This window comes from Brevundimonas sp. UBA7664 (assembly GCF_002483305.1).
Lineage (GTDB): Bacteria > Pseudomonadota > Alphaproteobacteria > Caulobacterales > Caulobacteraceae > Brevundimonas.
Window position 1 is genome coordinate 90,331 of sequence record NZ_DLHQ01000045.1, and the last position, 23,939, is coordinate 114,269.

Here is a 23,939-nt window from a genome sequence, read left to right on the forward strand (position 1 = left end):
TCAGGGTTTCTTGCCGCCGTCGCCGTGCATCTGGTTCCACAAGCGCACGGCCCGCTGGTGGTGATCGATCAGCTCCTCGACGGTCCAGCGGTCCATGGTCTCTTCAGGCCAGTGGTATATGGCCGCGATGACGCCGAAGAGTTCGTCGACGCTTACAGGCCAGCCGCCTCCCGCGCCTGGCGGCTCATGAAAAAATCAGCGATGGCCGAGCCCAACGTCATGAAGTCGGCCGGCGAGAGGGCGGCGACGTCCGCCTCGGTGATCACCGGCATGGTCACGCGCGGCGCCAGCTTGGCGACGGCGGCGTATTCCTGCCGAAGGATGTCCAGCACGGCCAGGCCGCGCAGCTCGCCGGCGGCCGGCCGGCGCACTTGGACCTTCACGACGTCTTCTTCGCCGCGCTTGAAGCCCTCCTCGAATTCGACGGGGGTGAAGATCGTTTCGGCCATGGGTTAATCCTGAGACGGTAGATGAAGTGCGGGCGATCTGGTCAGGCGGGGCGGGGCCTAGGCCCCGATGGCCTTGCGCTGCTGGGCGAGGCGATCGACGCCGCGGACGCGCTCGATCATGTTGAGGATGTCGATGTAGAAGATCTCCACGCCGTTCCAGTACTCGGCGTAGAAGACCAGGTCGGTCTTGTGGGTCTGCTCGGTGTCCTCGCCGACCTTGCTTTCGCCGCGGCCGATCTCGTTGAAGCGGCCGCGGGTGACCACCTCGACGGAGTCGACGGCGCCGGTGTCGTCGCGTTGCACGGCGCCCATCCAGCGGAGCTGGGCCCCGCCGATCCTCGGGTCGCCGAACTTGGCCAGGATCTCGGGCATGAAGCCGCCGCCGCCCCACTCGAGCGACAGCCCTTCCATGCCCAGATCGGTCTTGACCGGGGCGTTCATGCCGCCGCCGCGATAGTCCTCGGTCTTGCGCGTCATGGGCGGCAGGGTGACCGTGGCGACCTCGCCGAGGAAGGACGAGCCATCCACGAACAGGTTCATGTTCTTGAGCTTACGGGGCAGAGCGGCCATGGCGTTTAAGGTCCGGTGTCAGCGAGAGGGATGGGCGAGGGCGGGGGTTGCGGTCAGGCCGCGCCGTTCACCTCGTCGGCGAAGCCGACCAGGTAGCGATCAGTGATCCGCTGGGTCAGCTCGAGATCCTCGAGCACCGGGACGGGCGTGTAGTCGTAGTCGATCGCCAGCTTGCCGGCGGCCAGGGTGTCGGCGGTGTTCATGCTGGGATCCAGCCAGGCGCGGCCGTCTATGATGCGGCCCTGGGCCTTCAGCTGGCGGAACTCATTGTTGATGGTGTCCAGGATGTCCCGCGCCAAGGTCGGGTGCAGCGGCTTGTCGATGGCCCACATCAGGCCGTCGGCGATAGTTTCGCGCAGCACCTGGGCCGTGCGGACGTAGGGCTCGAAGGCGAACTTCGGATCGTCGCTGCAGGTGCGGTTGCCCCAGAAGCGATAGCCGTTGCGCTGGACGATGCAGGTGACGGCCGCGGCGTTGAGGACGCCCGATTCCGACGAAGGATCCTGCAGATCGAAGTGCAGGGCCGGCACGGCGCCGGTCACGCCCGGGACGGCGACGTTGGACAGGGATTTGTGCCAGCCCTGCGTCTCGTCCAGATAGGCGCGCATGCCCAGGGCGCGGGCGATCGCGTCGCCCGAGCTGAAGTCGCCGTAGATCAGCATGATCTCGCGGTCGGAAAACTCCTCCCGATAGGTGACGGCCTCGGCGATGGTGTCGGCCGTGTCGCAGCCGGCGTAGCCGAAGGCGTTCAGCTTCTTGGCCACGATCGCCAGGGCGGCGGTGACGGTTTCCGCGCCGAAGCCCGGGACGCCGAGGATCTTGGGCTTCACGCCGACGGCGGCTTCAGCGCCGAGCAGGGCGTAGAGGCCGGTCTTGGGCCCGGCCGCGCCGATGATGTTCTCGAGCGTGTCGGCCGCCGCCTCAGCGCCCTCGCCTTCGGTGACGCGCACGATGACCACGATCGGGGTGGTGATCTGGAAAATGGCCTCGAGCGCGGGCGACAGGGTGCCGTCTGCGCCCAGGTCGGTGATCGCGGTCGGCAGATCGGTCACCAGGACAGGGGTGTCCACCGGGAACAGATCCACGTCGGCGTCTGGCGCGGTGCCGACGATGGCGATGATCGACGTCGACCGGGCCTGCAGGTCGCGCGCACCCTCAGTGACTTCGGTAACGCGGGCGCCGTGGAAGAACGTGTCGGACATAGGGGCTCCGGGGTCAGGCGGGCTGGGCGTTGGCGCCCAGCGTGAGGTTGAAGTCGAAGGCGGCGAGCTCGCTTCGGGCGGGGACGTCGAGACGCCGACCGGCGAGGGTGAGGATCCAGGAGCCGTCGCGGGCGCCGCGCTCGAGCCAGACGCGCGTCAGGCGGATGCGCGGTTCCCAGCGCTGCAGGGCGGTGGCGACAGCGCCGAAGAGGCGCATGCGGGTGGCGCCGTTCATGGGCTGATCGATCAGGTCGGGCAGGGCCGAGCCGTAGTCGCGGCGCATCACGCGCGACCCGAGCGGCGTGGTCAGGATGTCGGCTATGGATTGGATCAGATGGTCCAGGCCGCTGATCGGCTTGCCGGTGCCGGCTTGCATGCCCCTCATGGCGCCACCTGCGGCGGACCGGAGACGCCAGCGCCGGCGGTGACGCCGGTATGCTTGTGGCCCTGCAGGCTGACCGTGTCGGCTTTGACGTCGCCGGTCGCCTCTACCTTGCCGTCGACGGAGACGTCGCCGGTGATCGAAACGTCGCCCGTGATTTCGACGATGCCGATCAGTTCGATCTTGCCGGGGGCCGTGACCTTCACGTCGGCGATGACCGTGATGTCCAGCTTGCCGGCCAGGTCGTAGGCGATCGTGGCGCCGTCGGGGAATTGGATGTGGGTGCGTCCGTCGGCCGCCGGCGCGGCGTTGGCGTCGCAGAACAGGGACGGCCCGGCGACGGCGCGCTCGAGATCGCCTTCAGGCGCGAACACCAGCAGCTGCTCGCCTTCGGTCGGCGGCGTCCAGATCTTCAGCCCGCCGGCGCGGCCCGCCGTCCAGGGGATGGGCCCGGTGATCAGGTCATCGCCGAGATCCACGATGCAGCGCGCGGCGCCCAGGTCGACGGACTGGACGACGCCGAGGCGCACGAGATCGCGCACCGCATTGGCGGCGTCCCCGTTCTGGTCCTGGCTTTGGTCGCTGCTGCGCATGTCCGGCCATGTTGGTCGGACGCCGGGCCCCGCGCGCGCTGCGGCTGTTGTTGCGCGCGCGGTTTACAACAGGGAGGGTCGCTGTCCTGACTAGACGACGGTGATGCCGCGATCGGCGCAGCGCGCCTTGGTTCGTGCGTAGAGCGCCGCCAGGGCCGAGGCCGACAGCGCCTGATCGAACAGGAGGAACTCGGCCACATCCTGGGCCGCCGAAGCGTTTGAGTTGAAGTAGGCGCTGCCCAGGGCGATCTTCTTCGGACTGGCCGCGGGGCGATAGGTCCCGGCGGGCGCCTCCTGGTGAAGCGTCTGGCCGCCGACGAGGAGGCGGATCGTCATTCCCAGGGCGGTAATGGAGCGCGCCATGGCGATGAACAGCCAGACGTCCTCGGGCGCGGTCTTGCCGGTGCTGACGCCGGTGTTCAGTCCATTGGCCCGGTTCCAGATCACGTCCGCAGTCGAGAAGAACGGCGAGCAGCCAGTCGTCGGGGCGTCGGCCGAGGGGCTGAGAGTGCCGAAGGGCACACAGGCCGCCGGCGATCCTCCCGTCCGGCGCAACACCGCCACGATCGTATCCGTGTGGGTGATCGACTCTTCCATGTCGGTCAGCAGGGCCTTGCCCTGGGTGCCCAGCATCGAGAGGTAATCCTCGCTGGGATAGGTGATCCCGTTGCTTTGCGGCGTCAGGCTGCGGCCGTTGACGCGGCCGATCAGGCTGTCGGCCGACCCGCCGAGGATCCAGTGCTCGTAGGCGGCCGCCTCGTACGGATAGAGGCGTTGGAGATCGCTCTCGGGAACGATCGGCAGGGTGTCGTCATCGACTTCGAACGGAAGAATGGTGACGAGGGGATAGGCGGTCATGGTCAGGCCTCCAGGGCGATGGCGTTCAGCTGAAAAGCGGGGGAGACGTGCCAGAGCGGGCAGGCCAGGCCGGAAATCATCGCGGTGTCCGGCGTGCTGTCGCGCAGGTTGCCGCTGGCCCCGTTGGTGATGGTCAGCCCCGCGCCCAGGTGGTCCAGGGCGTATCGGACGACGACGTCGCCGGTGGGGATGTCGGACAATGTGATCACGACGTCCCGGCCCGAGACGGCGATCGACTCGATCTCCGCGGCCGCCGCGTCGTCGGTCACCGCGAAGCCGTGATCCGTGGTGACGGCGAGGGCCTCTGTGTCCAGGACCAGCGGCAGGGTCGGGACGTCGAACCGAACCCGGATCTCGGCTCCCCGAACGGTGGCGCTGACCGGGTTCAGCCATTGCGGCTGGAAGCCCAGGACCAGTTCCGCATAGGCGCGCCCGTGGTAGGCGCCGATCCATTTATAGCCGAGCGCCGTCAGGTGTACGTTGTCGCCCCCATAGGGCAGGTGATAGGTCGGCGTCGTCAGGAAGAATTTGGGGTTCTTCTGGGCCAGGTCGAGATGAGCCAGCGCGATATCGGGGCTGGTCTTCACGCCGTAGCTGAGCTGATAGGTCAGCAGGTAGACGGGCGACGCCTGGCTGGTGATGGCGATGATGTCCGTCTCGGCGTCCACCTGGAACTGTTCCAGGTCTGCTCGATAGGTGGCGAAGTTCGTGACGCCGACGTTGTTCTCGCCCTGAATCCAGTCCAGCGCGTGGACGGCATGGTCGGTGCTGAGAGCCTGTGCACCGCTGACGTGGGCCAGCAGGTTCGCATACCAGGGCGCGCTGCTGTCGAGCTGGTCGATGCGATATCCGCCGTGGCCGGCCGTCGAGGCGAGGATGATGTGATCATCGGGCGCCCATCCCTCGCGGATCAGGCATTCCGTCGTGTAGTTGGCCGAGCCGGAGCAGAGCGTCTCCTTCCGGTTTGTACTGGCGTCGGGGGCGGGCGACACTTGGTCCTCGACCAGCGGCTTGAAGGCCCCGAAATCCCAGGTCGCGCCGTCCCACGCGCGCGGACCGCCGGCGAAGGTCACATTGGCGTAGGGCTGGGTGATCGACAGCAGCGCGCCGGCGGCGGCCCCCACACTGAGCGACTGGCCATACGAAAGCCGGTGATTATAGGCCTTGGGGATGATCGGCGTCGTCAGGGGAACGCGGGGCGCCGCGATCAGCGTCGGCGGCGCGGCCTCGCCGCCACCCGCGCTGGTGGCCACCCCCACGAAAGCGCCAGTGGTCCGGTTGAAGCCGGTCAGGACACGGCCGCCCAGGTCCAGGACCAGGGGCAGCACGTCATCTGATCCGATATAGAGAGCCTGGCCGGACTGGCCGAGGAACACGTCGTAGCGCGTCTCCGGGATCGCGGGATTGACCAGTTTGCCGGTTGCCCGATCCACGCCAACGACCAATCGACCGTTGGCGTCGAGATAGAGCGGGACCACGGCGTCATCGCCGATGTATCCGGCAAGGGGCTCACGAAGTTCTGCAGTCAGCTCTTCGGCGCCTTCGCGCGCCTTGTCGACCACGTCTTCCATCGGAACCTGGACGCTTTGGCCGTCTTGCGAGGCGATCAGGGCTTCAGCGCCGGTCAGCGGTCCGGCGAGCGGGAGCGTGGTTGTTTTGGCCATGGGCCATTGTTGGTCGCGCGCGCAGGTCGCCGCGCGCAGCGGCTGTTGTCGCGGCGGCGGTTTACAACAGCGGCGTCAGCGCCAGATGGCGTGGGGCAGGGCGATGTTGCGGGGCCGCGTTTCGGTGTCGCCAGTCGCGCCGGTGCTGGCGGTCCGCGCCGTACCCGAGCCTTGCGCGTCTTCGACATAGCCGTTGCCGGTGCTGCTGTCGTCATTCGACGGAATGGAGTGGCTGTGGCTCTGGATCGACTGCGCCTGGGCCGAGCCGTGAGTTCGGCCGACGTCAATGCCGCGGGCGAGATCCAGCGCCCGGACAAACTCGCCGCGCCATTCGGGCAGGCCGAAGGTGGTGGCGCCGTCCCCGACCCCGTAGGTGGTCCCGAATTTGGCGAAGAGCCGGGCATCATCGACCCGGCTGGCGGTGCCGCCGTTGGCCAGGATCATGACCGTGGGGTCGAAGAGGGCCATGTCGTAGCCCAGGACAGCCAGGGTGCCGCAGCGTTCGACCAGCAGCTGCTCACGCGCGGCGGCCAGCTGGGCGTCGACGTAGGCCAGGGACGCCTTCAAGGAGAGGCCGTTGGTCATCGTGGCGGCGAAGTCCGGATCGTCGCCCAAGGCCGCGGAGAGTTCGTTCAGGGTGTCCAGCGCGCCGGGCGCGCCGGCGATCAGGGCGTCGATCGCGGCCTTAAGTCGTCGGGGCGTGATGGCTTTGGAAGCGTTCACGCCGGCCACGGCCTCGGCTTCGCTGGCCTCCTCGAGCGTGAGTACCCGATTGCCGCGCAGGTCGCCGCCACCAGTGATCAGGCCCCCGCCGGTGATCGTCCGGGCCCGGACGACGCTATCCAGTACCAAGGGCGAAACGATGCGGGTGTGGTCGGCGCCGGCTTCAGCCTCGGCCTGGGTGGCGATCTCGGCGACGCCCTTGACTGTTTCGGTGGCGGCCGGATTCGTCCAGCTCATATCGCCGAACTCGATCAGGGCAGCGTCGACGTCGGTGAAGGCCACGTCGATCGTCAGCAGAACCGATGCCAGGCCGGACTTCTCAACGATCGTTTCGCCGGCGGAATAGACCGCGAACAGCGTCCCGTCCTCGAGGTAGAGGCCGAAACCCTTCACGCCGTAGCTGTCGCCGCCATCGTCACGCATGACGATGTTGAGCGACGCCGGGCCGGTGACCTCGCCGGCGATGGTGTCGACGCGCTTATGTTCGCCGGGCAGGGCGGTCAGGGTGTTGGCGCCCACGAACACCTGGTCGGTCAGGCCGATCTCGACGACATGGACCGCATAGGTTCCCATGGTCTCTGCGTCCGCCAGGGCGGCGTAGCCGGCGTTGGTGACGATCAGGGCGAGGGTGGTCATGCGTCTTCCTCCAGGAGCGGCTCGCCGTCCTCGGTGAACAGGGGTTCGCCATCGCTGGTCAGGAGGTGATCGGACCAGTCGACGTCGGCCGCCTCGGCCATTTCCATGCGATGGGCTGCAGCGGCCCGGCCGACAGCCAGAAGGCCGACCTCGGCCGCCAGATCGAGGGTTTGGGCCACTGTGAAGTGGGCCCGAGCGGGCTTCACCCGAACGACCTGGTCGGCGACCTTCTCAATGAAGCTGGCCAAGGGCGTTTCGCCACCCTCGACCGGCAGGCGGACCTCGAAGGTGTAAGGCGGAAGGCCCGTGTTGAACCATTCGTGGATGGAAAGGCCGACGGCGAAGGCGTCCAGCACCTCGCGCACGGCGGCTACAGAGCCCTTGCGGCGCTGTCGCTCGATCGCCTGGGCGATCATCTGGCGCTTGGTCTCTTCCGGCCAGGCCGGATCCCAGATGTCGATCGACAGGCCCCAGCCGAGCCAGGGCAGCAGATCGGCGGGGCAGGTTTCGGGGTTCCAGACGACCGGGAAGACGACGGGCACGGCGGCAAGGCGCGCGCTCGCGAGCTCGAGCGCGCGATCTCCCTTCCTCGTGTTCGGCGGCTGTAGGACCGGTGTCGTCATCCGCCGCTACTCGTCGATGCCGGCGATGGTGGTGCTGGCCGAGGTGCAGACGGCAACCTGGGTGCGGTCGACTTCGACGTCGGCGGCCGGCTGGATCTGGACGACGCGCTGAACGCCGGCGACGTGCTGGGCGGCGATCAGGCCGGAGCGCGTGGGCGTTCGGCCGAGCCGGCGGCATTCGGCGATGTAGAGATCTCTCCTGGCGATCGCCTCGGCCAGGACGACGGCGCTGTCGGGCCCGGCGAAGATCCAGAGTTCCGCCTCGGCCGCATAGTTGACGATCGATGCGGACTGGACGGTCACCTGATCGGTCAAGGGGCGCACGGTTTCGGCGTTCAGGGCCGCGTCGACCGCCTCGAGGACTTCAGCGTCGGCGACGCCCGAGCCGATGCGCGACTGGATTGTGACCAGCACTTCGCCCGGTTCCGGGCTGATCGCCGTCGCATCGAGGACGTCGGGGTGGGCGGACAGGGCATGGTAGACATACGCCGCCTCGGGCCCGGCGACCGAGAAGCCGTCCGGGGCCAGGACGATGCGTCGGCGGAAGGAATCGTCGCTCTCGAGGACGGCGTCGGTTCCGGCCTCTTCGTCAGCAGGGGTCAACACCAGGCGGATGGCCCCGACCAGGGAGCCGAGGTGATCGAGGGCGCCGCCCACGGCGTAGGCGACCATGACTCCCCTGCAGGCGTCGTTGACGCGTTGGCGGATCAGCAGCTCGCGGTAGGCGCAGACCTCGAGAATGCGCATGGCCGGGTCGCTGGGCACGAGGGCAGTGAAGGCCGGGTCGCGCGCCACCAGGTCGGCCAACATGGCCGCCAGGATGACGTCGTAGGACAGGGTCTCGACCACTTCCGGCGACGGCAGCTTCGACAGGTCGACGCCGGTGTTGGTGACGGAGGGGCTGAGCATGGCCCCATGTCGTCGTCGCCGTCGCCCGCGCGCGAGGCAGGGCTGTTGTCACGGCGGCGGTTTACAACAGCGCCCCTCGCGCAGGGGACGTTCTAGCCCGGGTTCAGATGCGCCAACACCAGATCCGCCAGACGCTCGCGGTAGCCCGGGCTGAAGCCGACCAGGACGCGCTTCGGATAGGCGACAATCGGCGCGTCGGCCGTGCGGGCGACGCGATCGCGCAGCCCGTCCTGGTGGACGCGGGCCACGCGCGAGACGGTGGCGTTCGGGAAGCCGATGCTGGCCTCGCTCTCGTCATGCGCCGCGGTCAGATAGGCGGGCTTGCGCAGCTTCTGAAACATGGCGTCGGCGCGGCGCTTCATCCGGCCGGACTTGGACCGCAGCGGCGCGCGTTTGCGGGGCGTGTAGCTGGATCCGTCCGGATTCTTCTGGGCCCCGATGCGGTCGACGTTGTCCCGTCGGAGATCCAGCGAGACGGCCCGGGCCAGCTTGCGGCGCTCGGCCGGCTGCATCTGCTGGATCAGGCCGCCAATCCAGTCCTCGAGCTGCTCGAGCTCATCGGCCACGTCAGGGCGCCGGAATCTCGGCGATCAGCTCGCCGTCGGCGTAGATGCTGTGGATGACGGGTGGGCTGGCCGGGCCGGCCGGCCAGCTCTCGACGCCCGCTTGGGCCGGTTCGGCGGCGTGGACCATGTTGAAACCGCCGTCGACCGGCGTGGCGATGACGCGTTCGGTCAGAGGCAGGCTGATCTGCAGGTCGATCTTCCTGGCGTCGAGGATGTCCGCCTCGAAGGCCAGGCCCTCGCGGTTCTTGTCGTAGTTCTGCAGGAGCTCGGGCTCGTTGACGGCCACCCAGGCGACCAGGGGCGTCATGACGGCGTCCGGATGGACCGCGAAGTCCAGCAGCATGAGGGTGCAGGTGTAGCGGTACTCGAAACCCATGACGCCGCTAGCGCCAGGAACGCCCGTGGCCCGGATCGAGCCCTTGTCGATGTAGATCTGCAGGCGGTCGGGCTCGGCCTTCAGCGCCGGGATGGCGGCGGTCAGGAAGGCGCGCACGGAATCAGGTTTCAACATGCGCGCCTCCTGGCCAGCGGCCGGATCAGGCCAGGTTCAGGTAGCCGGTGACGGTCGCGGTCGTGCCGGCGGCGACGATCGTCTTCGCCTCGACGGGCAGGATGGTCACGCCCTCGATCACCGGGAACAGGACTTCGGTGTCATCAGCCAGGCGCACCTTGACCAGGCCGGCGACGGTGGCGATGACGTGGACAGCCCGGCCGGGCGTCTGGTTGGTGCCGACCACGATGGCCGTGGCGCTGCGATAGCCGCGGGCCGCGGTCGGCAGCGGATCGTCGGCAGAGACGGGGACTGCCTTCCAGACGTCACCGACCAGCTTGGCGATGGACTGGATCGCCATGCGGGCGAAGCCGCGGGTGCCGTAGGCGGTCGTTTCAACCGCGGCCTCGAGGCCGGGTTCGGCGATGGTGCGGTCGACGGTCTTGGCGGCGAAGGGCATGGGTGGCTCCGGAGGGCGGGCAGACAGGGTGTCGGGACGACGGGGAAGGCCGCATGACGCTACGGTCGCCGCGCGGGCGCGAGGCGGGGCTGTTGTCGGCCGGGCGGTTTACAACAGGCGGCTAGGCGTCAGTTCGTCCCGACGCGGCGGCCGAGCCAGGCATCCTCGTCCGCATGCTCGCCGTCGTGGGTGTCCACGCCGGTCTGGCGCGCGACGTCGCAGCGCAGGATCTCCGCGGCCGCGGCCGCGAACAGCAGCTTCAGCCCCGGATAGGTCAGGTCAGCGGGAAGGGCGGGGATCTGGCAGGCCTGGCGCGCCGTCGCCGGCAGCTCGCGCCGCGGTGGCGTCACCGTGGCCGGCGCAGACGGCAGGCCGAAGCCCGCACAGCTCGCCGATGACAGAGCGCAGATCAGCGCCATCGTCAGGGACAGGAATCGGGTCATGGGCGGAGGCCTCGAGGTGAATGGCGTAGCGGTGGACGACGTCGGTCGCGGCCGCGCGATCGACGGCGGCCTGTTCGACGATGCGGGTGGTCGCCTGGGCTCCGGAGACCTCGGCCGCCCGGGCCGCGCCGTCGGATCTGGCGGTGACCAGCTGGCTCTCGGCCCGCTCGGCCCGCTTGAGCGTCCAGTTGAACGGATCCCAGCGGAAGCCGAGGCCTCCGATGAAACTTACGACAGCGCCGAGCATGATCACGGCCGCGATGGCGACCAGGATCCAGTGGAGCGGGGTGAATTTGCGCAGGTCCGGCATGTCAGGTCACCGCCAGGCGGACGATCAGGCCAACAGCCAGGCAGACAGCGGCGAAGATTCCGACGAGGGGAACGAACCAGGCGTTCGCACCGTAGGGACCGGGGTCGAAACGGCGGGCCCAGATCAGGAAGACCACGACGCAGGCGATCAGGGCCCAGGCGAAGCCGAACTTGACCACAAGGCTGACCACGATGGCCAGGATGATCGCCGCAGAGACGATCAGCTGGGCCGAGGCCCAGAAGGCGCGGAGCCGGTCCATCAGTGCGACAGCTGACGTTGGGCCCACCAAGCCCCGACGTCGAAAGTGGGGCAGGCCTTGACCCACTCGCCCGGCTCGACCACGCCGTCGCCGTCGCGATCGGGCGACAGGTCGCGGTGGCCGCAGATACGGGCGGCGGGATAGCGGCCGTGCAGATCGCGGAGCAGCTGCTCGAGCGCGGCGTACTGCGCTTCGGTGAAGTTGGTTTCCGCGGTCATGTTCGGCTTGACGCCGCCGACCAGGCAGATGCCCAGCGAGCCGTCGTTGTGGCCTTTGACGTGCGAGCCGACGACGGTGTCGGGCCGCCCCTTCTCGACGCGGCCGTCCCGGCGGATGACGTAATGGTAGCCGACGTCGCGCCAGCCCAGCTGCAGGTGCATGGCGCGCAGCTGGGCGACGCCGATATCACGGTTGGCGGGCGTGGCCGAGCAGTGGACCACGAGCAGGCGGATGGGTTTCACGACGGATCTCCGGATGGCGGCGGGGAATCGGGCTCGTCGAAGTCGACATCGACCTCGAAGCCAGCGCCCTTGAAGCCGACGCGGCCGGCCTTGCCGAAGGCCAGGGTGACCATGACGATGGCGATGATGGCGGTGGCGGCCAAGCCGAGGGCGACGGCGCCCTGGACGCGGGCCAGCCAGACGCTCTCGAGATTGGGGAAGCCGCGGTGGCCCAGCAGCCAGAGCTGGACGTGGGCGACACCGATGGTGGCGACCAGGCCGCCGCCCAACATCAGGGCGAATCGGACCAGGGGCAGGGCTTTCAGGAAGCCGAAGAACTGGGCCTGAGTGACTTTCACGGCCGGTCGCCCTTCTCGAGGCGCTCGCGGATCCACGCCACGTCCCGCTGCACGGCGACCAGGTCGCCCTTGGCGAGGGGTTCGGTGACGCGCTCGAGCGCGTCGACGCGTTGGAACTGGCCGCCGAACAGGACGGCGGCTGCCACGACCTGGACCAGAATGGCCAGGGCGAGCTGGGCCGTGGAGATGGTCAGCGCCGGGCTGTTGCGGGTGGCGGTTGCGGACATGTCGGCATGTCGGCCCAGCGCGCGGCCGATTGCGACGCGGGGCTGTTGTTACGGACCCGGCTTACAACAGGCCCGTCAGGTCCAGAGCTGAACCATCTCGGTCACGGCCAGTTCGTCGGCATCGGCCGCCGGCGGAATGACGACGGCGTAGCCCTCGGGCATGGCCTCCGAAACGGCGGCCAGGCCCGGGTTGACGGCAAGGATTTCTTCGACGGAGCCGCGGCCGCGCCCGAGGGTGCGCCAGACCAGGGCGTCGAGGGTTTCGCCGGCGTGGGCGTTGACGGTGATCGCCGCCTGCAGGGCCATCAGATCAGCTCGACGGTGGCCCGGGGCAGGCCCTGGAAGTCCTGGACGGCCCAGCGGGCGTTGCGGCGGTGCTGATCCACCTCGGCCGTCAGCTCGTCCCGGCGATCGCCGCCGGCGGCGGTGGACGATTGCGCGAGCAGACGTTCGCCCAGATCCGCGCCGACCAGGCTGTAGACCGCCCGGGTGTAGAGGTGGACATAGTCGGAAACGCCATCGATCTCGCGACGCGGGGTGACCGCCTGCAGGTTCGCGGCGTCGCCGGCGTTGGCTTCGCGCCAGATGGCCAGCGATCGGGCCAGCTCGAGCATAGCCTGGATGACGGCGTCGCGCAGGCGATCGGGCAGGATGGTGGTGTCGAGGCGGACGGCGTCGCGCAGCTGCACCAGGTTGACGTCGGGCCAGAAGCCGTCGTTGCCGACCAATTCGGCCGGGCGTTCCTCGGGCGGTTCCGCGTCGGAGTTGGGGGGAAGGGAGACGAAGCCGGTCAAGGTCAGATGCGCTTTCGGGATTGAGGCCAGACGGCCTGGTCTCCCTTCCTAGGATTGGCCCGTCCGGCTACGGCGGTGGGGGAGGGGATGATGCGGCGTAGCGGCCCACAGGGCTGTCGCATTCCCCTCCCGCCGCCGAGCGCCGGGGGGCGAGCTCGTTAAACCGAAAGGTCGGAGCCGATCGGTGCAGGCGAAAGCGCCAGCCGATCGTCGGAAAGCCGTGCGACGCGGCGCAGTTGGTAGATCCGCACCTGTTCGGCCGTCGCAACGGCGACAGGCTCGATGTCGAGCGCGCGCAGTTCGCCTTCGATCTGCAGGCGGGCGGCGGCGTCGATAAAGTCCGGCCATCGATAGTCGATATGCGATGCGGTCATGGCCATCGCCGGCGCGGCGACTGCGAGCAGGGTGAGGCAGCCGGCGATGGCCAGCGACATGAATCTACGAGGCATCGGTCTCTCCAGGGGTGATCTTCTTCAGCTCCCGCTCGAGGCCTTCGATCAGCTTCACGCAGCCGGAGGCGCTGTCGAGCTCGCGGGCCCGCTTGAAGTGCGACAGTGCGTCCTTCTTGATCAGGACCACCTGGTCATCGGCGGCGTCGGCCGGCACGGCGGCCAGGATAGCCAGGCCGAGGGCCTTGTTCAGCTTGGCCTTGACCGGGTCGAACATGTCGACGTCGGCGAACAGCTCCTCCACGTCGCCCAGGATGGCGCCGGGGAAGGCGTCGGCCGACCCGGGGGCTTCGCGATAGGCGGCCAGGGCGGCCACCGCGATCTCCTCGGTGACGAAGTTCGCCAGGTCGCGGGTGATCTTGGAGGGCATGGCCATGTCGTAGCGCTGGCAATAGGCGGCCAGCTCGAGCGCGTGGACATAGTCGCCGGTGTCGATCGACCAGATCATGACGGCGACCAGGACGTCATCCTGCGACGGACGCTGGCCGCCGGCGGCGGCCTCGAGGCGGCCGAGGATCCACGGGGTGTAGGCGGGTAGGAGTTCGCGCTTCAGCGCGACCTTGCCTTCGGTCGACTGGATGGACTTCAGCTGGTCCTTGTCGCGGTGCAGCTGCAGCAGCATCTGGTCGTAGGGCGTCAGGTCGGCCGAGCCATCCTGAATGGTGTTCTCGTTGGCGGCCTCCTTGCGCATTCGCAAACGCGACGCCGGGGTGCCGCGCCCGGCGACGGCGCGGATGGCCCGTGCGGCGGCCGGCGATGCGCCTGCGAGGATGCGGGCCAGGGCGGGCGCGTCGGCCGAGGCGGCGGCGGCGTCGCCGGCGTCATCGGCGCCATCATCAAAACGCGCAGCCTGTCCGGCGTCGAGCATGGCGCGGCGGGCCGCGAAGTCGAACTTCTGACCGGCGAGTTTGCGTTGGATGGCGCGTCTGGCGAGGCTCAAGGGGAAGGCTCCGTGTTGCCGGGAAAGCACCCGGCCGGATCAACCGGCCGGGTCAGTCGCTCGGGAGGCTTAGTCGGGGGTGCGGCCGAACTGGATGTTCTCGATGAAGCAGCCGAAGTCGTAGTCCTCGACGACATAGGCGTCGTTCGACGACTCGAAGGTCTGGACGCGGTCCAGCTCGGCCTTGTCGACGATCGTCCGGCGGCGCTTGCCCGACTGTTCGTAGATCGAGAGGTTGTCCAGGCGGGTGATGAAGATCGAGCCGTTCGGGAAGAACGGCACGGCCGCCGCCTTCTTGCCGCCGACGCGCTTGGCGCCGATGATCAGGTCGGCCGCCATGGTCTCGGTCGGCTCGAGGTTGTTGTTGACCAGCGGGAAGAAGGTGTCGTGCTGCAGGTCATCCGACAGGATGGCCACCAGCTCGGTGTCGTTGCGGGACCAGGCGGGCATCAGGCTGTGGACGGCGTCCATGATCAGCGCGTTGATGTTCTTGTAGTCGCCGTCGACCGGATCGATGATGATCAGATCGTCCTCGACCTCGCCCTCGTCCAGCACGCGCGAGCCGGCGTCGTAGGCCCGATAGTGCTCGAGCCAGCCGACGTTGACGTCCTGCAGGAGCGGATTGGCGCCCTTGTCGGTCGTGGCCGCGGCCGAGACGCCGTTGAAGCCGATCATGATGCGGTCGCGGGCCTGCTGGCGCACGATCGCATCGCGGATGCGGGTCTGGAAGTCCGGGAACTTGGCCCACATGTCCAGCTTGGCGTAGGTCAGGTGGGTGTCGGAGTTCGTCTGTTTGCAGGCGTAGCCCTGCTCGTCCAGGCCGGACGGGTCGACGGTGGCCCGCGGGGTGCCGCCGGCGGTGTTGGTGCGGCCGGCGATCGGCGTGTTGACGCCCAGGCCCAGCTTGGCGCCCTGCATCTCCTCGACCGGCACGATGTTCACGGCCTTCAGGAATTCCGAGCTCTCGCCGGCCTTGTCGATCAGCTTCTGCTGGATCGACGGGTCGACGGTGAACTGTTTGCCGGTGCGGACGGTGTCCGGATCCTCGCCGTTCAGCGCGGCCTGCTGATCGAGGAAGGCGTTGAAGGCGATGCGGGTGGCTCTGTTCATTTTCGGATCCGGGCGGGGGTTTCGATCGGGGAGCGGGTGAAGTCGGGGGCGAGGGGGACGGCGGGGGTCAGCAGTCGGTCAGGACGACGCCGGCGCCCTCGCCGCCGGGCGTGGCGGGGCGCTGGATCTGGCTGTGGTTTTTCGGCGTGGTGTCGAGCTCGTCCTTCAGGCCGGCCAGTTCGCTGGACAGCTTGGCGAACTTGGCCTCGCTGGCCTCGCGGTCGGCCTTCAGCGCGGTCGTCAGGCCAGTGGAGAAGCTGGTGAAGGCGGCGACCAGGCCGGCGTTCGGGTCGGCCGGGGTATCGGCGGCCTGGTTCTGCGGCTTCGGCTCTTCCTTCGGCTTCAGCGCGGAAGCGAAGGCGCTCAGCACCTTGTCCAGGGCGGACTCGCCGCCGGCGGCCGGGTTTGCGGCGTCGGCCGCGGTGTCGAACTCAAAGGTGGTCTCGATCGCGGCCGAGAACAGGCAGGAGGCGTGCTGCTTGCGCGCATCGAGGGCGGCCTTCAGCTCCTTGGCGTAGGGATCCTGGCCGGCCGAGAATTTCAGGGCCTCGGTACCCAGCGAGGCGGGGTTATCCGTGGCCGCCAAGCCCAGCAGGTAGGCCTTGCCGCTGCCCGAGAAGTTCGGCTCGATCTCGATCGAGGTGAACTTCTTCTGATCCTTGGCCAGATAGCCCTGCAGGATGTCGTTGCCCTCGATCTGGGCGTAAAGCGCAACGCGCTTCTCCTTCTTGCCGGCGATCTCGATTTCGTCGGTTTGGGTCTTCAGCGCCAGGACGTCGCCCAGCGCCGGGAAGGGGCCGTCGGCTGACAGGTTGCGGATGTGTTCGACGTTGACGCGGGCGGTGAAGGTGGCCGGGTTGTAGTTCGCCGCCATTTCCGTCAGCCAGTGGGGCTCGATCGTGCGGCCATCCGAGGCGGTGAAGCCTGCGACGGCGACGCGGAGGAACTTGGTCTTGGCCATGGGCGGGCGGTCCTGATCAGCTGCAGAGGAGCGCCAGGGAAGGCGCGCGAATGAGCCGTTAGACGGGGCCGCCGGGCCGTTCTTCTCAAGGCGGGCCTGTTGTTGCGCGGGCGGTTTACAACAGCCCTCGCGCGCGTCGGCCGGGCGGCGCGGGCAGCGTCCGGGCCATGAAGCTACGGCCGACAAAGGACGAGGGCGCCCCCGACGGCGGGTCGGAAGACCTGGGCGCCCTGCTGTCCGCGAACGGCGGCTTCGGTTTCCCGGTCACGGCGCTGCTGGATGCCCGCCGGGCGGCCAAGTTCCTCTATTGGGCCTGCTGGCGGCCGGTGGACATCGCCGATCTGCTGGGCCTGCCCGAAGGCACGATCGCCGCGTGGAAGCACCGCGACGAATGGGACAAGTCATCGACGCTGGAGCGGATGGAGGGCGTCACCGAGGCCCGTTACATCGCCCTGGCCATGAAGGACCGGAAGTCCGGCCTGGACTTCAAGGAGCTGGATCTGCTCGGCCGCCAGGCCGTGCAGTTCGCGCGCATCCGCAAGTTCGAGAGCGACGGCGGCCATTCCGGCCACCTCAACGACAAGGTCGCGGCCCGGAACGCGGGCCCGAAGAAGAAGGCCAAGGCCAACGTCATCACGGCGGCCCAGGCGCTGCAGCTGCGCGAGGCCTTCGAGGCGAAGCTGTTCGAGTATCAGGAAGGCTGGAACGTCGCCTCCAACGAGGAGCGGACCCGCGTCATCCTGAAGAGCCGCCAGATCGGGGCGACCTTCTATTTCGCGCTCGAGGCCATCTGCGACGCGGTCGAGACCGGCCGGAACCAGATCTTCCTGTCAGCCTCGAAGAACCAAGCCTACCTGTTCCGGGGCTATATCGTCGACTTCGTCTTCGAGACGATCGGCGTCGAGCTGCGCGGCGACCCGCTGGTCATCGGCCGGGAGGGCGATGAGGGCGAGGCGCTGACGCCGGCGACGCTCTACTTCCTGGGCACGAACTACCGGACGGCGCAGGGCTATCACGGGAATTTCTACTTCGACGAATTCATGTGGGTGCATGGGTTTGAGGAGATCCAGAAGGTCGCCTCGGCGATCGCGATGCAGAAACGCTATCGGCAGACCTATTTCTCGACGCCGAGCTCGATCACCCACCCGGCCTATGCCTTCTGGACCGGCGAGAGCTTCCTGAAGCACAAGCCGAAGCACGAGCGACAGCCGTTCGACGTCAGCCACGGCGCGCTGCAGCTGGGCAAGCGACTGGCCGATCGGCGCTGGCGCCAGATCGTGACGATCGAGGACGCCCTGGCCGGCGGCTGCGACCTGTTCGACCTGGACGAGCTGCGCATCCAGTATCCACCGGACCAGTTCAGCAACCTGCTAATGTGCAATTTCGTGGACGACACGCTGAGTGTCTTCCCGCTCACCGAAATGCGCCGGTGTCAGGTCGACGCCCGCGACGCCTGGACCGACTTCGACTGGACCGCCTACATCCTCGGCCGGCGGCCGTTCGGCGATCGGCCGGTGTGGGTCGGCTATGACCCGGCCGCGACGGGCGACAACGCTGCCCTGGTGGTGGTCGCGCCGCCGGCGGTCCCGGGTGGCAAGTTCCGGCTGCTCGAGAAGCTGCAGTTCACCGGCATGGACTTCACGGCCCAGGCCGAGGCCATCCGGAGCGTCACGAAGCGGTACCGCGTCGAGAAGATCGATATCGACGAAACCGGAATCGGGTTGGCGGTGATCCAGCTGGTGCGCCAGTTTTTCCCGGCCGTCAGGGGCCACCGCTACAATCCCGAGGTGAAGACGCGCCTGGTGCTGAAGGCCAAGGACGTCGTCGTCAACGCGCGCCTGGAATACGACGCCGGCCAGACCGACGTCACGGCCAGCTTCATGGCCATCCGCAAGGCCCTGACGGCCTCGGGACGCCAGGCCACCTATGAGGCCGGCCGATCGGCCCTGACCGGCCACGCCGACCTGTTCTGGGCCATCGCCCACGCCCTCGACAACGAAGCTCTGGAGGCCCCGTCGAACGGCGGGCGCACCGGCAGCATGATGGAGATCTTCGATTGATGACCCGAGCGACCCAGCTGGCCGCGCGCCGCATGCCCCGCAGCGATGCCTCGACCGCCCTGATCGAGGCCAGCGGCTCGCCCGCCAAGGCGACGTCTTTCACCTTCGGCGCGCCCGAGCCGGTGCTGAGCCGCCGCGAGTTCATGGAGAGCTTCGAGTGCTGGCGGAACGGCCGCTGGTATACGCCGCCGATCGACCTGGCCGGCCTGTCGCGGACCCGGTTCGCCAGCCCGCACCACGCCAGCGCCATCCAGCTGCGGGTCAACCTGTTGAAGGCCCATTTCATCCCGCACCCGCTTCTGAACGCCCAGACCTTCGAGGGCCTGGTGCTGGACCTGGTCACGCTGGGCAACGCCTATCCCGCCCGGGTGGACAACATCCGCAACCGGCCTATGCGGCTCGACCGGCCGCTGGCGAAATACGTCCGCCGCGGCGTCGAGCCGGGCGAATTCTTCCAGCTGAACGCGGACCGCGGCCGCGGCGCCCTGGGCGAGTGGGAATTCGAGAAGGACAGCGTGCTGCAGCTGATGGCGCCGGACCTCAACCAGGACATCTACGGCGTCCCCGAATACATCGGAGCGATCCAGGCCACGCTGCTCAATGAATCGGCGACCATCTTCCGCCGGCGCTATTACGAGAACGGCTCGCATGCCGGCTTCATCCTGTACTCGACCGACAGCCAGATCGATCAGAACGACGTCGACGGCCTGCGCACCGCGCTGAGGAACAGCAAGGGGCCCGGGAACTTCAGGAACGTCTTCCTGCATGCCCCCGGGGGCAAGAAGGACGGCATTCAGGTCATCCCGATCAGCGAGGTGGCGGCGAAGGACGAGTTCCTCGGCATCAAGAACACCAGCCGCGACGACATTCTGGCCGCCTGGCGAACGCCGCCGCAGCTGCTGGGCATCGTGCCGGCCAACGCCGGCGGCTTCGGCGACGTCGGGAAGGCGGCCGACGTCTTCTATGACCAGGAGATCGTGCCCCTGCAGGGCCGGTTCACCGCCATCAACGAATGGCTGGGCATCGATGTGGTCCGATTCCGCGAATATCAGCGGAAGTCGCCGGGCCCGACGCCGGCGGAGAAGGACTAGAGACCCAGGCGGCGCTTGGCGTAGGGAATGAAGGCGTCCAGCTCCGCCGTGAGCTGGGTTGCCGTGTCGTTCAGCACCTTGGCGTCGTCTCGGGCCTGGTCGCTGATCTCGTCGCCGGCGGCGAGCTCGCGGCCGGTGCGGACCGTCTGCCAATCCAAGGCGCCGCGCCGAGGCGCCGTCCGTCGGGCCATTTCATCGCGGAAGGTGACCATGACCCCAAAAGTCCGGGCCCAGCGACGCTGAAGAGCGGCGTCGAGGAATTCGAACTCCGGTCCTTCCCAGCTGGTCGAGATGCGGCGGACGCCGGCGAATTCCTTCAGCTTGAAGTCGTCGAGGAAGTCCTGGGTGCGCAGGAGCGCGCGCTCGTCAGCGCCGATCAGCTGCAGGACGGTCTTCATAAGCTCGACGTCGTGCGGGTGCCTGACTACGGCCGACTGGAATTCGGCCAACAGCCACAGGGCGAGGGTGGCGGCCGCGGCGATGGCCAGTGGCAGTTCAAAGGTCCAACCCTCGACGGGCGCCAGGAAGGCCGCCAGGGCCGCCAACATGGCCAGCCCCGCGAAGACCCGGGCTTGGACTGTGGCGAGGAGCTCGAGCGCGCGCTGCAGCATTGGCCGGACCTGTTGTCGAAGGCCGTGTTTACAACGGCCCGCGATTGGGCCCGCAGGCCCAGGGAGCGAGAGGCTGGGTGCCCCAGCTGAAGAAGCGGGGGCCGGGTGCGTCAACACCCGAGCCGCCGAGCCGAAACTCGACACGTCCGGGGGTGCACACCCCTTTCGCCCCGCCACCGGCCTGACCGGCGCGGGCAACCTGTTGTTGAGTCTCCTGTGAACGCAAACGCTTTCCTTCCCGTCCAGTCCGTCCGCCCGATCGCGCCCTATATCGGCGGCAAGCGAAACCTAGCCCGGCGCACCTGCGCCCTCATCGAGGCCACGCCGCATGACATCTTCGCCGAGGTGTTCGTGGGCATGGGCGGCGTCTTCTTCCGGCGCCAACGCCGGCCGCGCGTCGAGATCATCAACGACTGGTCCTATGACGTCGCCAACCTGTTCCGGTGCATGCGGGCCCACGCCGGGGCCCTGAACGACCTGATCGCCCTGCAGCTGCACTGCCGGGCAGACTTCGACCTGGCGCAGCGTCAGGATCCGACGCTGCTGACCGACCTTCAGCGCGCCGCCCGTTTCGTCGTGCTGCAGAAGATGGCCTTCGGCGGCAAGGTCAGCGGCCGGAACTTCGGCATGGCCAAGAACCGGCCAAGCCGATTCCGCGCCAGCGAGGTGGGCGAGGATCTGCTCGCGGCCGCGCGCCGTCTCGAGGCCGTCTCGATCGAGCAGCTGCCCTGGGCGGAGTTCATCGCCCGCTATGACCAGGCCGGGATCCTGTTCTACCTCGACCCACCGTATTTCGGCTGCGAGGACGACTATGGCCCGGGCATGTTCGACCAGGCCGAGTTCGAGGTGATGGCCGAGCAGCTGGGCCGGCTGAAGGGCCGCTTCATCCTGTCGCTCAACGATCACCCGCGGGTGCGCGAGATCTTCGCCAGGTTCTCGATCGAGGGCGTCAGCACCCACTACGGCCTGGCCGGGCAGGGCGCGCGGCCCGCCGGCGAAGTGATCATCACCGGCTGATCAGGGACTGACCATGGCGGCCCGAATCGGCCACCATGGTCGCTTGCCCCGGGAGCTGCCCATGTCGTTCGTAAGACTCGTCGATTTCTCTCAGCTGGCTGTTAACCGGGTCACGCGCGCCCATCTCGACGGCCCCCTTGTTTCACTCGAGGTGGCCACAGGTGAGACCTACATGGCCGAGCCGGCCGCTTGGGAGCGGGCCCAGGCTTTCGACATCCGTGGCGTCATCCCCGCTCCACCCGGCTACTTTGTCCTCGATCAGTGCGGCGGCGAGGATGGCCAACGCGACTACCTCGACACCGAGCCGCTCATCGGTTGGGCCGTCAACGCCGGCGGGCGCGCCACGCCCGTGACTCCTGGCGGCGTGGATGACTATGACCGCGCAACGCTGCGGCCCGACGGGAAGGTTCAGCACGTCGACGCCACCTACGACAGCCGCGAGGCCTATGCGACGATCCTGGGCGTGGATCCTCTGCCGCCAACATAAGCCGGACCGCTCGCTAACTGGACCGGGGGGACCAGCGCAAGAATAGGGCTCGCAGATCTGCGGGCCCTTTTTTGTGCGCGGGATCCCGAAGAGGAACATTAGGGGAACGAAACCGCTTGAACCGATCGCCGATGGCGCCGTAGAGCGGCGTCGGGTCGGTTGAGCCGTCAGGAGCTGGACCGTTGAGCTGGGTGAAGCCGGAACGCCGGCCGGCGACGTTCTGGCGCCAGCGCGCCGCGTCGATCGGCGAGATGATCGACCAAGGCTGGGTGGTCTGGTCGGTCTGCGTCCACTGTCACCTGACCATGCTGGTCGACCTGACGGTCATGGAGTTCAAGCTCGGCGCGGCCGAGACGCTGTGGAACCGACAGCCGCGATGCCGGCGCTTCGGCTGTCATGGCGTCGTGAACTTCCATGGCGTCCCGCCCGAAACCAACCAATGCCTGCAGCTGCAGGCCGACTGGCCCGCGGACTGGCATAGAGCCCAGCCCGAGCCACCGCCGCGCAGGCCGGCAGAAGCCCGCACACAGCCCTCCCGCGACCCTCCGCTGCCCATCGGGGCCCAGCGCCGCCCCCACGGCCCCTGACAGGCCCCTCGCGTGCGCGCGAGGCCCCTCGACCCCGACCACCTCAGCCTCGACCAGAGCGCCGCGCTTTTCCCCCCGCCTCGCCCGCGGGCTTTAGAGATCGAATTTTTTGCACTTCGGTGCCCTCGGTGGGGGCAGGCCCGCCGGGGCTGATAGGGCAGGGCGCCGACCTGTGGCGTATTGCAGATCCTTGCGGCCTCAAGCCGATTTCAGATGCCATCCCTTGGGTGCCGGCCCCACTGCCACCGGCCCGAGCCGCGCGGTAGTCTCGAGGCTGGTCCGAATGCCCGCGCTCATCTTGTCAGGCGTCAGGGCGCCGCGCTCGATGCTGCCCACCATCGCGATCAGGTGTTGGGGCGACCCAGGCAGCCAGCGATGTGTGTTCCAGTACTCGAGCGCCAAGGGCCGGAGGTTGGAGCTTAGCCGATAAAGCGCCGTGCGGCCTTGTCGCCATTCGTCCGCCCGCCTCTGGCGGATCGATCGCTCGGCCTCGCGCTTCGCCTGGCGGTTGGTTTCCATTTGCTCTTCGACAGTCGGCAAGGTCTCGGCGACGATGGCGGCCAGGAGGGGCAGTCGTCGAAGCTTCTCTCGCTGGGATCGCTCGACGCCCGCGCGCTCTCGGCCCGTGACCATCTCGGTGTCGTGGCGAAGGAATCGGCTGAACCTCATGGCTGGTTCGCAGCCTCCACCGCCGAGCGGATGCGGCGGGCGAACTCCTCGATCGACCGGAGGGCAGGTTCTAGTCCCCGTCGAACGTCGGCCCACACAGCGGCGTGGGCCGGGCATAGGTCTTTGCCGGGCGTCGGGCCATGGCTGCAGCGCCGGCAGAGCGGCCGGTCGCATGTCCCGCTGCGACGCTCGGGCACTTTCCAGTCACAGAGCTGCGTCGCGACCGCGCCGCAGGCGCAGCGCTGGGACCGGGCCGAGCTGCAGACGATCGCGCGGCCGCCATCGGGGAGCGTGGTCACTGTGCAGGGCATCAGATCACCCCCAGCTTGGTGAGACCGTAGCCGATCGCGTCGGCCCAGTCGTTCCTCGGTCGGCGGTCTTGGACGGCCGCGATGAGCTTAGCGCAGGTAGCCGGGTGACCGATCAGGGCGTCGTCTGTTCGAAGGAAGCCCGGCTTCGGCGTGTAGTAGATCCGAATGTTCTGGCGATGCCTCCATCTACGTCGACGGGCGCGGCCGGGAGAGCGAACCCTCGACCAATCTTCGAAAGGACCGTCGACCATATGCAGGCTCTCGATGATCCGTAGACCCGCAATCAGCCTCATGTCCGATCCCGGCCAAAAGCGTCGACCGTCTCGATCGAGATGGGCGGGTGGTTCTCGCCCCAACAGTGGAACCAGAAGACGCCGCCGTTCGCCTGCAGCGCCGCCAGCTCGGCGGCCGAGAACTGCCATTTGCTGGTGACGTGCATCTGGCCGTCGAGATCCTTCCACACAGCGACGTGCAGATCGTAGACCGTGTCGGCCGCCGCATCCTCGGGCGAGGGCGCCGTCAGGACGCGGTTCGATTCGGGGAAGGGGACGCCGATCGCCATCAGATCAGCGCCGGAAGTTTTACCGCGGCCGACCGTCGCCAGTGGTGGTTTGGTGCGGTCCGGGGCGGTTTTACAGCCATGCGGTTGGAAAGCCTCAGAATAGCCCCGTCTTCTAAGCGGACGGTTG

At 68.2% G+C, this 23,939-nt stretch carries 33 protein-coding genes; 5 read left to right on the forward strand and 28 right to left on the reverse strand.

The window, feature by feature from the left end:
* From B2742_RS10595 to B2742_RS10715, 25 genes are all read right to left on the reverse strand, one after another.
* Window positions 1-129, reverse strand: coding sequence for a GpE family phage tail protein (locus B2742_RS10595; RefSeq protein ID WP_349681125.1), 129 nt, complete (start codon window positions 127-129; stop codon window positions 1-3).
* 23 nt (window positions 130-152) lie between these two features.
* Window positions 153-449, reverse strand: coding sequence for a phage tail assembly protein (locus B2742_RS10600; RefSeq protein WP_292065974.1), 297 nt, complete (start codon window positions 447-449; stop codon window positions 153-155).
* A gap of 57 nt (window positions 450-506) precedes the next feature.
* Window positions 507-1,019 carry a phage major tail tube protein gene (locus B2742_RS10605; protein WP_292065976.1) on the reverse strand — a complete coding sequence of 171 codons (513 nt, stop codon included), beginning with the start codon at window positions 1,017-1,019 and terminating at the stop codon, window positions 507-509.
* Between the two features lie 53 nt (window positions 1,020-1,072).
* Window positions 1,073-2,221, reverse strand: a complete 1,149-nt coding sequence (locus B2742_RS10610) for a phage tail sheath subtilisin-like domain-containing protein (protein ID WP_292065979.1) — start codon at window positions 2,219-2,221, stop codon at window positions 1,073-1,075.
* A gap of 13 nt (window positions 2,222-2,234) precedes the next feature.
* Window positions 2,235-2,606: a GPW/gp25 family protein gene (locus B2742_RS10615; protein ID WP_292065983.1), complete on the reverse strand. Its 372-nt coding sequence runs from the start codon at window positions 2,604-2,606 to the stop codon at window positions 2,235-2,237.
* Window positions 2,603-3,196 carry a phage baseplate assembly protein V gene (locus B2742_RS10620; protein WP_292065987.1) on the reverse strand — a complete coding sequence of 198 codons (594 nt, stop codon included), beginning with the start codon at window positions 3,194-3,196 and terminating at the stop codon, window positions 2,603-2,605. The genes B2742_RS10615 and B2742_RS10620 overlap by 4 nt, the downstream gene beginning before the upstream one ends.
* Before the next feature lie 90 nt (window positions 3,197-3,286).
* Window positions 3,287-4,054 (reverse strand): hypothetical protein, encoded by a 768-nt coding sequence (locus B2742_RS10625; RefSeq protein ID WP_292065989.1) that lies wholly within the window; start codon window positions 4,052-4,054, stop codon window positions 3,287-3,289.
* A gap of 2 nt (window positions 4,055-4,056) precedes the next feature.
* Window positions 4,057-5,718 carry a hypothetical protein gene (locus B2742_RS10630; protein WP_292065992.1) on the reverse strand — a complete coding sequence of 554 codons (1,662 nt, stop codon included), beginning with the start codon at window positions 5,716-5,718 and terminating at the stop codon, window positions 4,057-4,059.
* A 75-nt stretch (window positions 5,719-5,793) separates the two neighbouring features.
* Window positions 5,794-7,077: a tail fiber protein gene (locus B2742_RS10635; RefSeq protein ID WP_292065995.1), complete on the reverse strand. Its 1,284-nt coding sequence runs from the start codon at window positions 7,075-7,077 to the stop codon at window positions 5,794-5,796.
* On the reverse strand, window positions 7,074-7,700 hold the full coding sequence (locus B2742_RS10640; RefSeq protein WP_292065997.1) for a phage tail protein I: 627 nt from the start codon (window positions 7,698-7,700) through the stop codon (window positions 7,074-7,076). Before B2742_RS10640 ends, B2742_RS10635 begins: the two co-directional genes overlap by 4 nt.
* A gap of 6 nt (window positions 7,701-7,706) precedes the next feature.
* Entirely contained in the window at window positions 7,707-8,609 is a 903-nt protein-coding gene (locus B2742_RS10645; RefSeq protein ID WP_292066000.1) for a baseplate assembly protein, read from the reverse strand.
* Between the two features lie 92 nt (window positions 8,610-8,701).
* Entirely contained in the window at window positions 8,702-9,175 is a 474-nt protein-coding gene (locus tag B2742_RS10650) for a phage virion morphogenesis protein (RefSeq protein ID WP_292066003.1), read from the reverse strand.
* A gap of 1 nt (window position 9,176) precedes the next feature.
* Window positions 9,177-9,686, reverse strand: a complete 510-nt coding sequence (locus B2742_RS10655) for a phage tail protein (protein WP_292066006.1) — start codon at window positions 9,684-9,686, stop codon at window positions 9,177-9,179.
* A 25-nt stretch (window positions 9,687-9,711) separates the two neighbouring features.
* Window positions 9,712-10,125, reverse strand: a complete 414-nt coding sequence (locus tag B2742_RS10660) for a hypothetical protein (protein WP_292066009.1) — start codon at window positions 10,123-10,125, stop codon at window positions 9,712-9,714.
* A gap of 279 nt (window positions 10,126-10,404) precedes the next feature.
* Window positions 10,405-10,878 carry a hypothetical protein gene (locus B2742_RS10665; protein WP_292066012.1) on the reverse strand — a complete coding sequence of 158 codons (474 nt, stop codon included), beginning with the start codon at window positions 10,876-10,878 and terminating at the stop codon, window positions 10,405-10,407.
* A gap of 1 nt (window position 10,879) precedes the next feature.
* Complete coding sequence (locus B2742_RS10670) at window positions 10,880-11,137, reverse strand: hypothetical protein (protein ID WP_292066015.1); 258 nt, start codon at window positions 11,135-11,137, stop codon at window positions 10,880-10,882.
* Window positions 11,137-11,598 carry an N-acetylmuramoyl-L-alanine amidase gene (locus B2742_RS10675; protein ID WP_292066018.1) on the reverse strand — a complete coding sequence of 154 codons (462 nt, stop codon included), beginning with the start codon at window positions 11,596-11,598 and terminating at the stop codon, window positions 11,137-11,139. Before B2742_RS10675 ends, B2742_RS10670 begins: the two co-directional genes overlap by 1 nt.
* Complete coding sequence (locus B2742_RS10680) at window positions 11,595-11,936, reverse strand: hypothetical protein (RefSeq protein ID WP_292066022.1); 342 nt, start codon at window positions 11,934-11,936, stop codon at window positions 11,595-11,597. The genes B2742_RS10675 and B2742_RS10680 overlap by 4 nt, the downstream gene beginning before the upstream one ends.
* Window positions 11,933-12,163, reverse strand: coding sequence for a hypothetical protein (locus tag B2742_RS10685; protein ID WP_292066027.1), 231 nt, complete (start codon window positions 12,161-12,163; stop codon window positions 11,933-11,935). Before B2742_RS10685 ends, B2742_RS10680 begins: the two co-directional genes overlap by 4 nt.
* 75 nt (window positions 12,164-12,238) lie before the next feature.
* On the reverse strand, window positions 12,239-12,469 hold the full coding sequence (locus B2742_RS10690; protein ID WP_292066030.1) for a tail protein X: 231 nt from the start codon (window positions 12,467-12,469) through the stop codon (window positions 12,239-12,241).
* The gene (locus B2742_RS10695) at window positions 12,469-12,957 is read right to left on the reverse strand and encodes a head completion/stabilization protein (RefSeq protein WP_292066033.1); all 489 of its coding nucleotides are present in this window, start codon (window positions 12,955-12,957) and stop codon (window positions 12,469-12,471) included. The genes B2742_RS10690 and B2742_RS10695 overlap by 1 nt, the downstream gene beginning before the upstream one ends.
* A 158-nt stretch (window positions 12,958-13,115) precedes the next feature.
* Window positions 13,116-13,391 (reverse strand): hypothetical protein, encoded by a 276-nt coding sequence (locus B2742_RS10700; protein ID WP_292066036.1) that lies wholly within the window; start codon window positions 13,389-13,391, stop codon window positions 13,116-13,118.
* Window positions 13,392-13,395: 4 nt separating this feature from the next.
* The gene (gpM, locus tag B2742_RS10705; RefSeq protein ID WP_292066039.1) at window positions 13,396-14,346 is read right to left on the reverse strand and encodes a phage terminase small subunit; all 951 of its coding nucleotides are present in this window, start codon (window positions 14,344-14,346) and stop codon (window positions 13,396-13,398) included.
* Window positions 14,347-14,415: 69 nt separating this feature from the next.
* Window positions 14,416-15,456 carry a phage major capsid protein, P2 family gene (locus tag B2742_RS10710; protein WP_292066044.1) on the reverse strand — a complete coding sequence of 347 codons (1,041 nt, stop codon included), beginning with the start codon at window positions 15,454-15,456 and terminating at the stop codon, window positions 14,416-14,418.
* 67 nt (window positions 15,457-15,523) lie between these two features.
* Entirely contained in the window at window positions 15,524-16,417 is an 894-nt protein-coding gene (locus tag B2742_RS10715) for a GPO family capsid scaffolding protein (protein WP_292066047.1), read from the reverse strand.
* Window positions 16,418-16,584: 167 nt separating this feature from the next.
* On the opposite strand from B2742_RS10715, the gene B2742_RS10720 reads away from it, so the two are divergent.
* Together B2742_RS10720 and B2742_RS10725 are read left to right on the forward strand one after the other, a co-directional pair.
* Window positions 16,585-18,477 (forward strand): terminase large subunit domain-containing protein, encoded by a 1,893-nt coding sequence (locus tag B2742_RS10720; RefSeq protein WP_292066049.1) that lies wholly within the window; start codon window positions 16,585-16,587, stop codon window positions 18,475-18,477.
* On the forward strand, window positions 18,477-19,568 hold the full coding sequence (locus tag B2742_RS10725; protein WP_292066051.1) for a phage portal protein: 1,092 nt from the start codon (window positions 18,477-18,479) through the stop codon (window positions 19,566-19,568). The genes B2742_RS10720 and B2742_RS10725 overlap by 1 nt, the downstream gene beginning before the upstream one ends.
* On the opposite strand, the gene B2742_RS10730 is transcribed toward B2742_RS10725, so the two are convergent.
* The gene (locus tag B2742_RS10730; protein ID WP_292066054.1) at window positions 19,565-20,179 is read right to left on the reverse strand and encodes a hypothetical protein; all 615 of its coding nucleotides are present in this window, start codon (window positions 20,177-20,179) and stop codon (window positions 19,565-19,567) included. The two genes, B2742_RS10725 and B2742_RS10730, sit on opposite strands and share 4 nt — an antisense overlap.
* A 216-nt stretch (window positions 20,180-20,395) precedes the next feature.
* On the opposite strand from B2742_RS10730, the gene B2742_RS10735 reads away from it, so the two are divergent.
* The 3 genes from B2742_RS10735 (at window position 20,396) to B2742_RS10745 (ending at window position 22,270) form a co-directional block, all read left to right on the forward strand.
* Entirely contained in the window at window positions 20,396-21,196 is an 801-nt protein-coding gene (locus tag B2742_RS10735) for a DNA adenine methylase (RefSeq protein ID WP_292066057.1), read from the forward strand.
* A 61-nt stretch (window positions 21,197-21,257) separates the two neighbouring features.
* Window positions 21,258-21,683, forward strand: a complete 426-nt coding sequence (locus B2742_RS10740; RefSeq protein ID WP_292066060.1) for a hypothetical protein — start codon at window positions 21,258-21,260, stop codon at window positions 21,681-21,683.
* 182 nt (window positions 21,684-21,865) lie between these two features.
* The gene (locus B2742_RS10745; protein ID WP_292066063.1) at window positions 21,866-22,270 is read left to right on the forward strand and encodes a hypothetical protein; all 405 of its coding nucleotides are present in this window, start codon (window positions 21,866-21,868) and stop codon (window positions 22,268-22,270) included.
* A gap of 198 nt (window positions 22,271-22,468) precedes the next feature.
* Here the strand turns inward: B2742_RS10745 and B2742_RS10750 are convergent, their stop codons facing one another.
* Window positions 22,469-22,903 carry a hypothetical protein gene (locus B2742_RS10750; RefSeq protein ID WP_292066068.1) on the reverse strand — a complete coding sequence of 145 codons (435 nt, stop codon included), beginning with the start codon at window positions 22,901-22,903 and terminating at the stop codon, window positions 22,469-22,471.
* A 636-nt stretch (window positions 22,904-23,539) separates the two neighbouring features.
* Entirely contained in the window at window positions 23,540-23,812 is a 273-nt protein-coding gene (locus tag B2742_RS10755) for a hypothetical protein (RefSeq protein ID WP_292066070.1), read from the reverse strand.
* Window positions 23,813-23,939 lie beyond the last annotated feature (127 nt).

Coding starts and splice junctions, on each gene's coding strand:
- B2742_RS10600 (WP_292065974.1), bottom strand. CDS start 449: ATGGCCGAAACGATCTTCACCCCCGTCGAATTCGAGGAGGGCTTCAAG.
- B2742_RS10605 (WP_292065976.1), bottom strand. CDS start 1,019: ATGGCCGCTCTGCCCCGTAAGCTCAAGAACATGAACCTGTTCGTGGAT.
- B2742_RS10610 (WP_292065979.1), bottom strand. CDS start 2,221: ATGTCCGACACGTTCTTCCACGGCGCCCGCGTTACCGAAGTCACTGAG.
- B2742_RS10615 (WP_292065983.1), bottom strand. CDS start 2,606: ATGAGGGGCATGCAAGCCGGCACCGGCAAGCCGATCAGCGGCCTGGAC.
- B2742_RS10620 (WP_292065987.1), bottom strand. CDS start 3,196: ATGCGCAGCAGCGACCAAAGCCAGGACCAGAACGGGGACGCCGCCAAT.
- B2742_RS10625 (WP_292065989.1), bottom strand. CDS start 4,054: ATGACCGCCTATCCCCTCGTCACCATTCTTCCGTTCGAAGTCGATGAC.
- B2742_RS10630 (WP_292065992.1), bottom strand. CDS start 5,718: ATGGCCAAAACAACCACGCTCCCGCTCGCCGGACCGCTGACCGGCGCT.
- B2742_RS10635 (WP_292065995.1), bottom strand. CDS start 7,077: ATGACCACCCTCGCCCTGATCGTCACCAACGCCGGCTACGCCGCCCTG.
- B2742_RS10640 (WP_292065997.1), bottom strand. CDS start 7,700: ATGACGACACCGGTCCTACAGCCGCCGAACACGAGGAAGGGAGATCGC.
- B2742_RS10645 (WP_292066000.1), bottom strand. CDS start 8,609: ATGCTCAGCCCCTCCGTCACCAACACCGGCGTCGACCTGTCGAAGCTG.
- B2742_RS10655 (WP_292066006.1), bottom strand. CDS start 9,686: ATGTTGAAACCTGATTCCGTGCGCGCCTTCCTGACCGCCGCCATCCCG.
- B2742_RS10660 (WP_292066009.1), bottom strand. CDS start 10,125: ATGCCCTTCGCCGCCAAGACCGTCGACCGCACCATCGCCGAACCCGGC.
- B2742_RS10665 (WP_292066012.1), bottom strand. CDS start 10,878: ATGCCGGACCTGCGCAAATTCACCCCGCTCCACTGGATCCTGGTCGCC.
- B2742_RS10670 (WP_292066015.1), bottom strand. CDS start 11,137: ATGGACCGGCTCCGCGCCTTCTGGGCCTCGGCCCAGCTGATCGTCTCT.
- B2742_RS10685 (WP_292066027.1), bottom strand. CDS start 12,163: ATGTCCGCAACCGCCACCCGCAACAGCCCGGCGCTGACCATCTCCACG.
- B2742_RS10690 (WP_292066030.1), bottom strand. CDS start 12,469: ATGGCCCTGCAGGCGGCGATCACCGTCAACGCCCACGCCGGCGAAACC.
- B2742_RS10700 (WP_292066036.1), bottom strand. CDS start 13,391: ATGTCGCTGGCCATCGCCGGCTGCCTCACCCTGCTCGCAGTCGCCGCG.
- B2742_RS10710 (WP_292066044.1), bottom strand. CDS start 15,456: ATGAACAGAGCCACCCGCATCGCCTTCAACGCCTTCCTCGATCAGCAG.
- B2742_RS10715 (WP_292066047.1), bottom strand. CDS start 16,417: ATGGCCAAGACCAAGTTCCTCCGCGTCGCCGTCGCAGGCTTCACCGCC.
- B2742_RS10720 (WP_292066049.1), top strand. CDS start 16,585: ATGAAGCTACGGCCGACAAAGGACGAGGGCGCCCCCGACGGCGGGTCG.
- B2742_RS10725 (WP_292066051.1), top strand. CDS start 18,477: ATGACCCGAGCGACCCAGCTGGCCGCGCGCCGCATGCCCCGCAGCGAT.
- B2742_RS10730 (WP_292066054.1), bottom strand. CDS start 20,179: ATGCTGCAGCGCGCGCTCGAGCTCCTCGCCACAGTCCAAGCCCGGGTC.
- B2742_RS10740 (WP_292066060.1), top strand. CDS start 21,258: ATGTCGTTCGTAAGACTCGTCGATTTCTCTCAGCTGGCTGTTAACCGG.
- B2742_RS10750 (WP_292066068.1), bottom strand. CDS start 22,903: ATGGTCACGGGCCGAGAGCGCGCGGGCGTCGAGCGATCCCAGCGAGAG.
- B2742_RS10755 (WP_292066070.1), bottom strand. CDS start 23,812: ATGGCGATCGGCGTCCCCTTCCCCGAATCGAACCGCGTCCTGACGGCG.